Consider the following 13,759-nt stretch of genomic DNA (forward strand, 5'->3'; position numbering starts at 1 on the left):
CGTTTTTTTCTTCGTGAGACAAGCCTAACTATGCAACTACCTTGATTCCAGCGAAGTTGTTTTTAGCCAATTGGGTTAAACTTTCTAGGACGTCATCTTTGGCAATCCATTGATTTGGGTTTTGCATCACCTTATCGATTATTTTTATCAGTTGTTCTGATAAGTGTTCTGTCTCCATTGATATGGGCTCTGGTAATTGCAACATTTCTAGCATGCCATTCATTTTGGGCGTATTACTGTTTAGTGCGATAAAGGGGGTTTTTAAGAAGGCGGCTGCAATACTGTGGTGAAAGCGTCCAGATAACAATAATTGCGCCTCCCCAATGACGCGCAACCACTCTTTTGCACTTTTTGCATCCACCCATTGCCAGGATACATCGCCTTTTTGTTTAAGCTTGTCAATCAAATAGATATCCTCCCGAGCTGGATGTGCTTTTGCGCCTGTCAATACGATGATGTTTAGGCCTCGCTCCTTTAACTCAGGCATCAAGTTAACGAACTGATCGATATGGTCATCCCTTAAAATGACGGATCCCGATAAGACAATATAAGGTTGCCTTTCTTGACTGGGTATTATCTGGTGTTGCTGTAAATAAAGCGGCAAGCAGTCAAAACTTTGCGTGGCATCAATACCCAGTTTTCTCATGAGTGCAGTGCTAATTGGCTCTCGAATGGCAACACTGTCCATGGATGTATAAATAGATTGATACAGGTTACAAATTGGCGTGTCCGTGATTTGTGAGCTGTCATCCGGATAGCAAGAATGATTGATGATATGCGTCTCTTTGCCGAAGCGTTCTTTCGCTAATTTAACCAAAAGAAGTTGGGTTAATACAGGGCTTGATGAGCCATGCAAGCTCCCCTCTCCGTTTAATACAACCACATCGCAGGTTCTGATTTTATCAATGATGACTGCATTTTGTTTGATGAATTTTGTTTGGAAATCTGCTGATTGAACATCATCGAGCGTATTGGGTGAGTAAACAATAGCGAGGCTATCTTGGATAGGGACACTATCGGTGTGATAGCCCCTATCCAACAGGTGCTTTAATATCGCATTACTGGTACAAGTACACCCCCAATGATACCAAGATGACGTGTCATTTAATAATAAGGCCCGTTTTGAATGAGATTGGTTTTCTTTTTCAATAGGCACTGTCTTCTTAAGAACTTGGCTCAAACACTGCTCGACTTCCGAAAAAACAGGTCCCCAATCGTCTCTGTCAGATTGGCGAAATAAGCGAAGACTTGAATACCAAACGCTGGTTTTACTGTCCATTTGCCAGCGCCAGTCTGGTATATAAGGTAATAACACCCAGGTTGATTTTCCAAGCGCTCCGGCGAGATGGACAACGGAGTTGTCAATACTGATCACTAAATCCAAATTTTCAATCAGTGCCGCATAGTTATCCATATCTTTTAATGGATCGATTTCAGAAAAATTGTGAATTGTCACTCCCAAATGCTTTGAAACCCAGTCAATATCTGGTTGGCAATCGCCGTATTGCAAATTAATGAACTGCGTTGAGTGAGTTTGAAGTAAGGATTGCCATAATGACAAGGGCGTGGAGCGCTTTTGGATAATCATGGGTGTTCTTCCACCTCGCCAGGCAATGCCTATTTTTAATTCATTGCCCAATGCAGACAGTTTTTCCTGCCAATATTTTATAGACTGCTTATCACTGAACAAATAGCGTGATTGTTTAGGAAAGCTGTCTTGGTGCTGACGGTAATATCTGGGAAGACTGCCAGCAGGCAGTTGGCAGTCGATTTGATTGTTTTCTTTTAACTGGGCAAAAGCCGGTGCGTTGCCGCGCGCAATCACGGTTGCGTTGGCAAATGTTCTTTCAAACATCGGCACTAGGCGCGGATCACATTCAATAAAAACCTGTTTAAACGAGTCTAATGCGTCAGCAAAACAGGAAGAAAACATGATCTCATCACCAATGCCCTGCTCGCCAATGATCAGTATTGATTGTTGTTCCGGATTATTTCCCTGCCAAACTGGATAGCCGTAATCAACAAACGTCCGCGTGCCTTGCTGAATACCAAAATCATATTTAGACCAACCCTCTTCGTACCGCCCTTGTAACAAGAAAAGCGATGCTTGATTCCATTGTGCATCCAAACCGGATTGGTCAATGACGATGGAATTTTCCGCCGCAACGGCTTTTTGCAGGTACTCGCTTGCCTTATCAAATGCGCCAATCTCCTTATAAAGATTGCCAAGATTTTTTAAAGCGCCAGGGTAATTTGGCATCATCTGGATAGCGTTTTGATAGGATTCGATTGCTAACTCGGCTTGGTTTAGTTTGCGATAACATTCCCCTAAATTATTATACCCATTTGGGGTTGGTTGCAGTGACACCGCTTTGAGGTGCATCGCCAACGCTTCATTTAGAGCCATTTTTTGCTGGAGTAAGGTGCCTAAGTTATCTAAAGCAGCTGCGTTATTAGGGTTTAATTGAAGGCTTTTTTCGTAAGATTGAATTGCTTGCTCAACCATTCCCGCTTCATGGAAGGTAACCGCTAAGTTATAGATAAAATGGGGATTTGTTGAATCCAGCTGGATGGCCTTATCGAAAGCGTAAAGCGCACTTTTAAGTTGGCCACTTTGCTTCTCAATGATAGCTAAGATATGCCACCCAACGGCAAGCTTGGGGTTTGATTTGGTAATATTGCGGCATATATTTCGTGCTTTATCGAATTGCTTGGCATTGAGATTGTCAACCGCTTGATTTAATTTGCTTTGCAGCTTTTGAAGTGCTTTATTATCGGGGGTAAACGTGGTCATTATCTGCTAACATCCTGTTTTATTGAGCAGAAATGATTATGACAGTTTTGCCAGATACCTTCAAATGTTTGATATAAGTCCAGTATATTCGCGGTTGCTCGCAACCAGGCTACATTCTAATGGGTATATTCCCGGCTGCAAGCAGCCGGGATCCAATCCATTAAGCATCTAATGGTATGGTTTCACTTCAACGGTTGTTCCAATATCTATGAAGTTTTCGTTCAGCCATTTGGCAATGGGCGGCTTCACGCGGATACAACCATGACTGGAATTATAGTTCGGCACTTCATAGGCCGCATGTATCGAATACCCACCGTGAAAATGCATGCAATAAGGCATTTTTGCACCACCGCCGGTTTCGATTGGGTAAATACTGGATTTACATTCCTCGCCTTGTTTACGGTAGACACGGAATTTTCCAACCACCGTTCGACAGGGCCTGCCGATATCATCGCACCAGTCTGAACCCCCTGACGCTGCACCAGTACGGATTCGGTTACCGTCTGCATCATAGGCTGCCCATGCAGTTTTCTTCGGATCAAAAACAAACACTTTCCGACCAGTAGCCTCACGCTTCTGGGGAAACGACGAAGCACCTACATCCCCGGTGAGCCCCCCCACAGATGCACAACCAGCAGCCAAAGCAGCGATTGCGCCGATCAACACTACTTTCTTCATGGGTTATCCCTCCCTTATTTTTTATTCTGTCAATACGTACTCCATTACCTAAGGTATTTATTCTTCAATACCTTCGTATTGTTTAAGTCGTTTAATCTCGATTCATCTATCACATTCTAATCATTCATGGATGAATGAGACTCTAATTCTTTCAACATTTTTGGCGATAACATGGCCTTTATCGCCAATATTAACTGTTCATCTTCGCATTCAAAGCAACCCCCTCTCGGCGGCATAGCATTGATTCCTTCATTCGTATTCTTAAACAAGCTCTTTAAACCGTTTGCCACCCGAGACTGCCATTCTGTGTCCACCATTTCTCGAGGAGCGCCAATGGGAATCAGGGGTTTTTGCGCATGACAATTCGCGCAAAACTGAGCAACAATTTGAGCACCCTCGTCTTTCTTTCCACGAATGCCTTTTAAAAACTCTTGTGGATGATGCGAATTTGCCAAAGCAGTCGTTGCAATTGACCCCGCCATTAGAATTCGGTATAACTTAGTAATCATATTAAAACTCAACGTTGGTCTTTTTTTAGACGCGTAATTTATCATTGTTATCAACCAAATTGAATATCAACTATGAAACGATTTATTCTTAGTCTCTTAATTTTTAGTATAGCCCTAAATTGCCAAGCTACCAGTCGAAAGCAATCATTAAGTGAAATTCGACATCAGGTTGACTTGTATATGCACAACAATATCACCATAGATTCCGGGGATCATTTGGCGGTTGAAGTGGGGCAAATCGATGACCGATTAAAATTAAAAAATTGCCCACAAGGCCACCTTCAAGTTTTCAACCCCTACCCTGGTACGGTTGCCCAGACCAATACATTAGGTGTGAAATGTAATGATGAAGCAGTCCGCTGGACATTATATGTCTCAGTGACTACAAAAATTGAAAAAATGATTCTAGTCGCCAAGCGTAACCTACCTCAAAGACACATGATCGAAGCAGATGATATTTATTTGGCGCGTCAAGATATCGTGCCATTGAAATATGGCTGGTTCACCAAAAAAGAAGATGTTGTCGGAAAGCTAAGCAAACAGAATATTGATATAAACCGCCCCATTACCCCCGTTCTATTGGCAAAAGAAACATTGGTTCAACGGGGTGACCAAGTCACGATTAAAGCCGACACAGGTTCCATCCACATATCAATGACCGGTAAAGCGCTTAGCAAAGGTAGTCAAGGGGACATTATTCGTGTTCAAAATTTAAAATCGAAACGCATTGTTCAAGCGGAAGTGACAGGTCCGCGTGAGGTTCGTGTGACGATTTAAATTGGAATGTTTTTTGCATTATCACTTATTAATCCATCTAAGTTTTCGTACTTAAAGGATTTTTGACGACAAGCCAAATGCTCTAAAATTGGATATTTGTAATTTTTATTAGAAATTTACTAAAGATTTTTGGATAAATGCCGAAAGTAATAATATGAGTATGGCCAACGGGAGATAATAATGATAAACCCAATCAATAAGCCAGCGGATTTTAACCGGTCTGTGCAAACGGAAAAAAATAGTTCTACCAAAGATAAGACGCAAGTTGAGGTGCCTGCAACTGATCAACCTAAAGAAGAAATTCATTTAAGTGAAGCTTTTCGAGAAATTGAAAAATTACGGGAAATAATTGATAATACTTCCGAAATACACCATACTCGGATTCAGTATCTGAAAACATTGGTTGATAATGGAGAATATGTTGTTGATAGCAAATCCATTGTTAATCGAATGATAAATGAATAATAATTAGGAAGTATTATGACGCAGGATATTTGTCAGTCTATCATTGTTTATCTTCAGCAAGAAATTGAATGGGTTAGTGCGTTAAATGATTTACTTCTAAAAGAAAAAGAAATATTGGAGCAAAATCAGTTTGATCAATTAAACACCGTCGCCGAGGCTAAGAAAACACTCAGTGAAAATTTGGAAAAAAGCAGTCGTCAACGTGTTATACTCATGCAACTAAACCCAAACAACCCACAACAACATAAAGCGGCCCTTGATACTTTTTTGCAGTCTCTGCCTTCTGGCCAGGCCGATAGTATTCGCCAATTAAATGAAAAACTGGCACATCAGTTACAAATCTGTCGAGAGCGCAATAGCATTAATGGCCAAGTGATCGCTACCAATCTAACAACGCGTAAAGCTATATTTGACGATCTAACTTCAAATGCAACATCCGATGAAAATCAAGCAACCTACGATTCTCAAGGGGATGTGAAAAAGAACCCTAGCTCAGGGAATTACCAACAAGTTTAGCTGGTAATCTTTTTAACCAAACGGTAAAATAACGCCTATTAATTACGTCCTTCATTTTTCTTTCTCCCCAGGCATGGGGAGAAGATGCCCAAAGAGCGGATGAGGGGTTTCTGTCAGACAGCTTAGATTAATATAAACGTGAATACAGAGGAGACTACATGGCAATGGACTATTGTCAATTAGGGCTTGCAGTGGTTGAAAATGAAGCAAGTGCTATTTTTGAATTACAAAATAGGATCGATGCTAAATTCTCTGAAGCCTGCTCAACGATGATTGCCTGTGAAGGACGCATTATCGTCATGGGTATGGGGAAGTCTGGCCATATTGGTGGAAAAATTGCCGCCACATTATCCAGTACAGGAACCCCTGCATTTTTTGTTCACCCTGGCGAAGCAAGTCACGGTGATTTAGGCATGATTACCAGAAAAGATATTGTATTGGCAATCTCCTATTCTGGAAATACACCCGAAATTGTCATCCTCCTCCCTATTTTACAGCGGCTACAAGTCCCACTTATTGCCTTAACGGGAAATCCTGATTCAACCTTAGCAAAGGCGGCAAAAATCCATTTAGATGTCTCAGTTAAGCAAGAAGCTTGCCCTTTAGGGTTAGCACCAACCACCAGCACCACAGCAAGTCTGGTGATGGGTGATGCACTTGCCATTGCATTACTTGATGCAAGAGGCTTTACCGCCGATGATTTCGCACTGTCGCATCCCGGCGGCCAGCTTGGTAAGCGTTTACTCCTTAAAGTGGATGATATTTGCCATGCGGGGGAGCTAATGCCATGCGTCAATGAGAAAACCTTGATTGCGGATGCGTTAATTGAAGTGAGTGAAAAAAAACTCGGTATGACCTGTGTTGTCAATCAGCATGGCATTTTATCCGGCATATTCACCGATGGTGACGTACGCCGATGCTTGAACCGTCACGTTGACATTCACAAAACAGCCATTGCTGAGGTCATGAGCTTAAATCCTTTGGTTATCTCACAGGGCACACTGGCAATTGACGCGCTTAACAAAATGCAAGCACATAGCGTCACAGCACTAATTATTATCAACGAACAAAAAAAGCCTATGGCAGTGGTTCATTTGCATGATTTGCTTAAGGCAGGCGTTATTTAGGAGACATAATGAATCAAACAATTATTCAAAAAATTCGACAAATCCGCTGCCTCATTTGTGATGTGGATGGTGTGTTAACCGATGGGCGACTTTATATTGATAGCAACGGCAATGACATGAAATCCTTCCATGTGCAAGATGGTATGGGTCTTAAATTACTGATGGCTGCAGGGGTCGAAGTTGCCGTTATAACCACCTCCAACACAGAAGTTATTGATAAACGCATGGCGCAACTCGGCGTCATCCATTATTTCAAAGGCCAAGTGGACAAACGAGAGGCTTATCAATCGTTGAAGGAAAAATTAAACCTAGTTGACGAACAAATCGCTTATATCGGTGATGACTACCCTGACCTGCCCCTTATTAAATGGTGCGGACTCGGCATCGCTGTGGCCAATGCCATTGAACCAGTCAAACAGCAGGCAGACTGGGTTACTCAAACATCGGGTGGTAATGGCGCGGTCAGAGAAGTTTGTGACGCATTTTTAACGGCGAAGGATTGCTTGAACCAAGCATTAGAAAGCTATTATCAATGACCAAAAATCCAATCACACGTGCATCCTGGCTCATTATAACGCTTGTTATCGCTGCGTTTTCAGGCTGGTATTATGTTAGCACGGATAATGCTTACCGATTAGATAAACAAACCTTAAATAATATGCCAGATGTTGTTGCTGATAAGGTGCATTTAACTCAGTTTGATGAGAAAGGTCGAATCAAACATGATTTGGTAAGCAAAATGATGTCTCATAAGCCAGCCGACGATCGTTATCTCTTTATTAAGCCCAATATTCGAGTCGCCAGTGAAACGCAAAAATCGCCGTGGTTAATCACAGCCGAGATCGCCATATCCCTCCAAGGTGGTGCACTCATCGAATTAGTTGATTCGGTCCATTTGCATCAAAAAATTGATAATAATAAATTCAATGATATTCTAACAGAGCGTTTATATTACCAACCCAACAAAAAACTGGCCTACACCGATAAACCCATTGAATTCAATCAACCAGGTGCCACCATTAAAGCAGTTGGCATGCAAGCAGAACTGGATAAGAAACATGTCCGCCTGTTAAGCCAAGCCAAAGGAGCATTTACACATGCAAACGCGTAAGTTCATTATTCCTGTTCCTATCACCATGCTTCTCTTATTGCTTGGCTTAGGCGTAGTCAGCTACGCATTACCAGATGACAAGTATAAACCCATCCAATTATCAGCCGACTCAGCCGATCTCAACCAATCTACCCACAAGGGTGAATACAATGGTCATGTGGATTTTCGCCAGGGAACCAGCCATATAACAGCAAATCGGGCGATAACGATAGTTGATGAACATAATAAATTGAAGGAAGCGATTGCGTATGGCACGAACGAAACTCGCGCGCATTTTTCAACTAACACCGATACCAAAAAACCACGTTTGCATGCGAAAGCAGATATCATTCGCTATTTTCCGCTCAAACACCTAATCGAATTGGAAGGACATGCCGTGGTAACACAGGGACACGACCGATTTGAAGCGCATATCATTCGCTATGATACCTTAAACCAACATGTTGTTTCTAATTCCAATGGCGAACGCCGCACATTGATTGTCATAAACTCGGATAAAATCAAATGAGTACATTACGAGCCCATCATTTAAAAAAATCATTCAAAAGCAAAACGGTTGTTAATGATATTAGTGTCAACGTAAGCCAGGGTGAATGTGTCGGGTTGCTTGGCCCGAATGGCGCAGGCAAAACGACCTGTTTTTATATGATTGTTGGACTAATTTCTGCTGACTCTGGAAAAATCTTATTGGATGAAACCGATATCACCACGTATGCAATGCATCAGCGCGCAAAGCTTGGTATTGGCTATTTACCCCAGGAAGCATCGATATTCCGAAAAATGACGGTTTCTGAGAATATTCTTTCTATTTTGCAACTGCGCAAAGACTTGAATTCAAAACAACAAATTGAAGCGATGAATTCACTAATGCAGGAATTTAACATTAGCCATTTGCGCGACAACTTAGGAATGAGCTTATCCGGTGGTGAAAGGCGACGCGTTGAGATTGCCCGAGCCTTAGCCATTGAGCCTCGTTTTATATTACTCGATGAACCCTTTGCGGGCGTTGACCCCATCTCTGTCATCGACATCAAAAAAATGATTACCCATTTGTGCAAAAAAAATATTGGCGTACTCATCACTGACCATAATGTACGTGAAACGCTTGATATTTGCAGTCGGGGGTATATCGTCAATCAAGGTACAATTCTTTGCGAAGGGGATACAAACGCTATTTTGTCGAATGAACAAGTCCGTTCCGTGTATCTCGGCGAGGAGTTCTCACTTTAATGATTGTTGTCATTGATAATTATGACTCGTTTACCTACAACTTAATCCATTATCTTGAAATACTCGATCAATCCATCGTCACCTTTCAACATGATGAAGTCACATTAACTGACATTGAATCCCTAAACCCCAAAGCCATTCTCTTATCACCCGGACCCAATACGCCGGATGAAGCGGGGATATCATTAGCTTGTATTCATCATTTTTATCAAAGAAAACCCATTATTGGCGTTTGTTTGGGTTTGCAATGCCTTGTCCAAGCATTTGGCGGTAGGATTAAACCCGCTAATGCCATCTATCATGGTAAAACAAGCACAATTGAGCATGATGGTACGGGAATATTCCGTCACCTACCCAAGCAGTTTAGGGTTGCACGCTATCACTCCCTTGCGGCCGATGAAAACCATCTTCCGGATTGTTTTAAGATACAAGCTAGAAGCATTGAGGATAATTGCATCATGGCTATCACGCATCGCACATTACCTTTATTTGGGCTACAATTTCATCCAGAAGCCATATTAACGGAATATGGTTTTGAATTATTGGAGCAATTTATACATGATATCAATGAAATCACTGTTTGAAACGTTGATCAATCACCAAGATTTATCCGAAGCCGACATGAAAGACGTGATGGTTTCGATGATGCAAGGTCAACTCGATGATTGCCAAATAGCAGCCTTTTTAGCACTCATGCGTAGCAAAGGGCATGCCGTCACAGAATTAAAGATAGCTGCGGATATTATGCGCCAATACAGTGTTTTCCTAAAGTTAAATGCGCCTTCGGTTGATATCGTGGGAACCGGGGGTGATGGCCACAATACATTTAATGTATCCACCGTTGCATGTTTTGTTATTGCTGCAGCGGGTGTACCGGTTGCCAAACATGGAAATTTATCCGTCTCTAGTAACAGTGGCAGCGCCAATTTCTTAAATGAAGTGGGTATCGATTTGAATGCAAACCATCAACTGCTGCAAACAATGCATCGAACCACAAATCTATGTTTTTTATTTGCACCCAATTTCCATCCTGCATTAAAACATGCCGCTACGGCTCGACGCTCCCTAGGCGTGCGCACGTTTTTTAATTTGTTGGGGCCATTATTAAACCCTGCCCACGTTGAAAGGCAGGTCGTTGGGGTATTTGATAGCAAATGGCACAACCCCTTAAGCGATGTCTTAATTCATCTTGGCAGCCAGCGTCACTGTATCGTTACCGCTGACGATGGCATGGATGAAATCAGCATTGCTTCACCAACGACCATTCTTGAATATCATCAACAGAAACGAAAAACATGGGTACTGGATCCAACGCATTATGGTCTAAATCATGCCTCCTTGAAATCGATTCAAGTCAGCTCTGTCCGGGAAAGTGTTGATTTAGGCTTGTCCGTGTTAAATAATCAACGTTGCGCAGCAAAAGACATTGTTATCTTAAATGCTGCATTAGCTATTTATGTGGCTGACGATTCCACAACATACGATGAAGCGTTACAACGAGCAGAGGATGCAATTGCATCAGGTAAAGCAAAGCACTGTTTTGAAACGTTAATCCAGTTATCAGGAAATACACCATGATTACCAATAATATGCTCACTACCATTGCTGAAAAAAAAGTTGAAGAGATAAAACATGCCAAATCCGTGCTATCCATTGACCAATTGAAAGAGCAATCCTATGGCAAAACCCGTGATTTCATCTCACCACTGAGACAACACAGACCCGCTATCATCGCAGAAATAAAGAAAGGATCGCCGAGTAAAGGCATTATTCGTGCTGATTTTGATGTCGCTGCAATTGCCAAGGATTATCAAAATCATGGTGCTGCTTGCCTATCCGTGCTAACGGATGAAACGTTTTTTTATGGGCATCCCACCAATATAAACATTGCGAAAGCTAATAGCAGCCTACCCGTTTTGCGTAAAGATTTTATCATTGATCCTTATCAAGTTTATGAAAGCAAGTATTTAGGCGCTGATTGCATTTTATTAATTGTTGCCATGTTATCGGATAAACAACTCCTCGAATTGTGTGAGCTTGCCCAGTCTTTGTCCATGGCTGTGTTAGTAGAAAGCCATGATGAATCCGAATTAAAACGCGCTTTAACATTACCCACCCCACTCATGGGTATTAATAATCGTAATTTAAATACGTTTAACACCGACATCCATACCAGTATTCGACTAAGAAAATTAATACCCGAGGATCGAATCATCATTAGTGAAAGCGGTATCCACACAAGAGATGATATTGAAAAATTAAATCATGAAGGCATTCATTGTTTCTTAATTGGTGAGTCGCTGATGCGTCAAACTGAACCTGGGACGTATTTGCACGAACTTACAAGGCGATGATTAGAAATATATTCAATTGTTGAGAGATGCCTGATATTCAATCGTTGCGAGCCTTTTTAATGATCATTGCTGATGGGAATTGAACGAAGATTCTTTACTTCTTTCTCAGCGATGGATAATTTGGATTTCAAATCCCGAATTTCACGATTCTGCCGCCATTGTCTGCAAAGCGTAAACAAAAACCCGACCAAAAAACCAATGGCTAACATTACGATCACCAGAATAGAAATCGGCATTGAGATTTGTTTAATATAAAGATTTAATTGCACTGATTGCGCATTTAATGCAGCAAAGCTTATACCTAGCACAATTATAATGACGTAGAAGATTATAGACAGGATTCGCATCAGTCTTACTCCATGTTAGAAACTTGCAGTCGACAATAATGGTATGTTGAGACGCCAAATACCATTATTACAATAAATAAGTGCCAAAAAATGGCACTTATTTACTAATTGCGATTAATCAGCATCCTTGTCAGCCATTTGCTCTTTGAGCAAATCGCCGAGTGTTGCTGAGGCAACTTCGCTATTTTGACGGGTATATTTCTTGATAGCATCTGCTTGCTCTTGAGCATCTTTCGCTTTGATGGATAAAGAAATATTGCGATTTTTCTTGTCGATATTGACGATTTTCGCTTCCACTTCATCGCCTTCTTTTAAGACTTTAGTCACATCATCGACTTTATCTTCACTGACTTCACTAGCACGAATTGTTCCTGTAATTTCATCTGCAAGTTCAACCGTGGCTAATTTCTCATCCACAGCGATAACTTTACCAGTGACTACTGCCCCTTTACCATGGTTAGAAACATAGGTTGAGAAAGCATCTTCTTCTAACTGTTTAATACCCAGAGAAATGCGCTCTCTTTCAGCATCAATACCAAGAATAACTGCTTCAACTTCTTGACCTTTTTTGTAATGTTTAACCGCTTCTTCACCAGTCTCATTCCAAGATATATCAGAGAGGTGAACTAAACCATCAATTTCACCGATAAGACCAATGAAAATTCCAAAGTCGGTAATAGAGCGGATTTTACCTGAAACTTTTTCACCTTTGCTGTGTTTTTCAGAAAAATCTTGCCAAGGATTACCAATGCATTGTTTCATACCTAGAGAAATTCGACGACGTTCCTCATCGATTTCAAGTACCATGACTTGAACCATATCCCCTAATGACACTACTTTACTTGGGTGAATGTTTTTGTTTGTCCAGTCCATTTCAGACATATGAACAAGACCTTCCACCCCTTCTTCAATTTCAACAAAGCAACCATAATCCGTGATATTTGTTACTTTACCTTCAATTTTCTTAGTGATGGGGTAACGCTCAACCAAATCAACCCATGGGTCATTGCCAAGTTGTTTCATACCGAGTGAAACGCGGTTACGATCTTTATCAAAGCTTAATACTTTAACTCTGACATCTTGTCCGACTGTGAGTAGTTCACTTGGATGTTTAACACGTTTCCATGAAATGTCTGTAATGTGTAATAGACCATCTATGCCGCCTAAATCAATAAAGGCACCATAGTCGGTTAAATTCTTAACGATACCATGCAGCTCTTGACCATCATGAAGCGACTCAAGTAATGCTTGTCTATCAGCACTATTTTCTTCTTCAACAACAGCACGACGAGAAACAACGATGTTATTTCTTTTCGCGTCCATTTTAATTACTTTGAACTCTAATTCTTTACCTTCAAGATAGGAGGGATCACGAACAGGTCTGACATCGACTAAAGAGCCTGGTAAAAATGCGCGGATATTACCTATTTCAACGGTAAATCCACCCTTCACTTTGCCAGTTATGATTCCAGTAACTGTTTCACTGCTCTCATACGACTTCGATAAATTACGCCAGGCTTCCATCCGCTTAGCACGTTCACGAGAAAGTAATGTTTCTCCATGACCATCTTCAACGGAATCAAGGGCGACTTCTACGACGTCCCCAAGGCTAACTTCGAGTTCACCCGATTTGTTGTCGATAAATTCCTCAACAGGGACTATGCCTTCGGATTTAAGACCAGCATTTAAGGTAACGAAGTCATCATCAATTTTGATTACTTTTGCATCGATGATTGCGCCAGGATAGAACTGAGTATTGGCAATACTCTGTTCAAATAACTCTTTAAAACTTTCAGACATGTTGATTAACTCATTCATAAAAAAAATGACCGTTTCACGACGAAACAGCCC

The 13,759-nt window shown here is 41.3% G+C and carries 16 protein-coding genes; 11 read left to right on the forward strand and 5 right to left on the reverse strand.

Annotated features, from left to right (window positions below):
• Nucleotides 1-28: 28 nt before the first annotated feature.
• The 3 genes from AB3348_RS08325 to AB3348_RS08335 form a co-directional block, all read right to left on the reverse strand.
• Entirely contained in the window at nt 29-2,794 is a 2,766-nt protein-coding gene (locus tag AB3348_RS08325) for a tetratricopeptide repeat protein (RefSeq protein WP_367607135.1), read from the reverse strand.
• 168 nt (nt 2,795-2,962) lie between these two features.
• On the reverse strand, nt 2,963-3,472 hold the full coding sequence (locus AB3348_RS08330; RefSeq protein WP_367607136.1) for a L,D-transpeptidase: 510 nt from the start codon (nt 3,470-3,472) through the stop codon (nt 2,963-2,965).
• Between the two features lie 116 nt (nt 3,473-3,588).
• Complete coding sequence (locus AB3348_RS08335) at nt 3,589-3,981, reverse strand: cytochrome c5 family protein (RefSeq protein ID WP_367607137.1); 393 nt, start codon at nt 3,979-3,981, stop codon at nt 3,589-3,591.
• 72 nt (nt 3,982-4,053) lie between these two features.
• Between AB3348_RS08335 and flgA the strand changes: the two genes are divergently transcribed.
• The 11 genes from flgA to trpC all read left to right on the forward strand — a co-directional run bounded on the left by flgA (nt 4,054) and on the right by trpC (nt 11,561).
• Entirely contained in the window at nt 4,054-4,758 is a 705-nt protein-coding gene (gene flgA, locus AB3348_RS08340; RefSeq protein WP_367607138.1) for a flagellar basal body P-ring formation chaperone FlgA, read from the forward strand.
• Nucleotides 4,759-4,938: 180 nt separating this feature from the next.
• Complete coding sequence (gene flgM, locus AB3348_RS08345; RefSeq protein ID WP_367607139.1) at nt 4,939-5,223, forward strand: flagellar biosynthesis anti-sigma factor FlgM; 285 nt, start codon at nt 4,939-4,941, stop codon at nt 5,221-5,223.
• A 15-nt stretch (nt 5,224-5,238) separates the two neighbouring features.
• On the forward strand, nt 5,239-5,739 hold the full coding sequence (gene flgN, locus AB3348_RS08350; protein WP_367607140.1) for a flagellar export chaperone FlgN: 501 nt from the start codon (nt 5,239-5,241) through the stop codon (nt 5,737-5,739).
• Between the two features lie 164 nt (nt 5,740-5,903).
• Nucleotides 5,904-6,866 (forward strand): KpsF/GutQ family sugar-phosphate isomerase, encoded by a 963-nt coding sequence (locus AB3348_RS08355; protein ID WP_367607280.1) that lies wholly within the window; start codon nt 5,904-5,906, stop codon nt 6,864-6,866.
• A gap of 8 nt (nt 6,867-6,874) precedes the next feature.
• Nucleotides 6,875-7,402: a KdsC family phosphatase gene (locus tag AB3348_RS08360; RefSeq protein WP_367607141.1), complete on the forward strand. Its 528-nt coding sequence runs from the start codon at nt 6,875-6,877 to the stop codon at nt 7,400-7,402.
• Nucleotides 7,399-7,977, forward strand: a complete 579-nt coding sequence (lptC, locus tag AB3348_RS08365) for an LPS export ABC transporter periplasmic protein LptC (RefSeq protein WP_367607142.1) — start codon at nt 7,399-7,401, stop codon at nt 7,975-7,977. The genes AB3348_RS08360 and lptC overlap by 4 nt, the downstream gene beginning before the upstream one ends.
• Complete coding sequence (gene lptA, locus AB3348_RS08370; protein ID WP_367607143.1) at nt 7,964-8,485, forward strand: lipopolysaccharide transport periplasmic protein LptA; 522 nt, start codon at nt 7,964-7,966, stop codon at nt 8,483-8,485. Before lptC ends, lptA begins: the two co-directional genes overlap by 14 nt.
• Nucleotides 8,482-9,207 (forward strand): LPS export ABC transporter ATP-binding protein, encoded by a 726-nt coding sequence (gene lptB / locus AB3348_RS08375; protein ID WP_367607144.1) that lies wholly within the window; start codon nt 8,482-8,484, stop codon nt 9,205-9,207. Before lptA ends, lptB begins: the two co-directional genes overlap by 4 nt.
• The gene (locus tag AB3348_RS08380) at nt 9,207-9,791 is read left to right on the forward strand and encodes an aminodeoxychorismate/anthranilate synthase component II (protein WP_367607145.1); all 585 of its coding nucleotides are present in this window, start codon (nt 9,207-9,209) and stop codon (nt 9,789-9,791) included. The genes lptB and AB3348_RS08380 overlap by 1 nt, the downstream gene beginning before the upstream one ends.
• Nucleotides 9,769-10,785, forward strand: coding sequence for an anthranilate phosphoribosyltransferase (gene trpD, locus AB3348_RS08385; RefSeq protein ID WP_367607281.1), 1,017 nt, complete (start codon nt 9,769-9,771; stop codon nt 10,783-10,785). The genes AB3348_RS08380 and trpD overlap by 23 nt, the downstream gene beginning before the upstream one ends.
• The gene (gene trpC, locus AB3348_RS08390; protein WP_367607146.1) at nt 10,782-11,561 is read left to right on the forward strand and encodes an indole-3-glycerol phosphate synthase TrpC; all 780 of its coding nucleotides are present in this window, start codon (nt 10,782-10,784) and stop codon (nt 11,559-11,561) included. The genes trpD and trpC overlap by 4 nt, the downstream gene beginning before the upstream one ends.
• Before the next feature lie 56 nt (nt 11,562-11,617).
• Here trpC and AB3348_RS08395 read toward each other — a convergent pair whose 3' ends face one another.
• Both AB3348_RS08395 and rpsA read right to left on the reverse strand, forming a co-directional pair.
• Nucleotides 11,618-11,908 (reverse strand): lipopolysaccharide assembly LapA domain-containing protein, encoded by a 291-nt coding sequence (locus tag AB3348_RS08395; RefSeq protein ID WP_367607147.1) that lies wholly within the window; start codon nt 11,906-11,908, stop codon nt 11,618-11,620.
• 114 nt (nt 11,909-12,022) lie between these two features.
• Nucleotides 12,023-13,708, reverse strand: coding sequence for a 30S ribosomal protein S1 (rpsA, locus tag AB3348_RS08400; RefSeq protein WP_367607148.1), 1,686 nt, complete (start codon nt 13,706-13,708; stop codon nt 12,023-12,025).
• Between the last annotated feature and the right edge of the window lie 51 nt (nt 13,709-13,759).

Source organism: Legionella sp. W05-934-2, from assembly GCF_964199965.1.
Taxonomy (GTDB): Bacteria; Pseudomonadota; Gammaproteobacteria; order Legionellales; family Legionellaceae; genus JAFIFT01.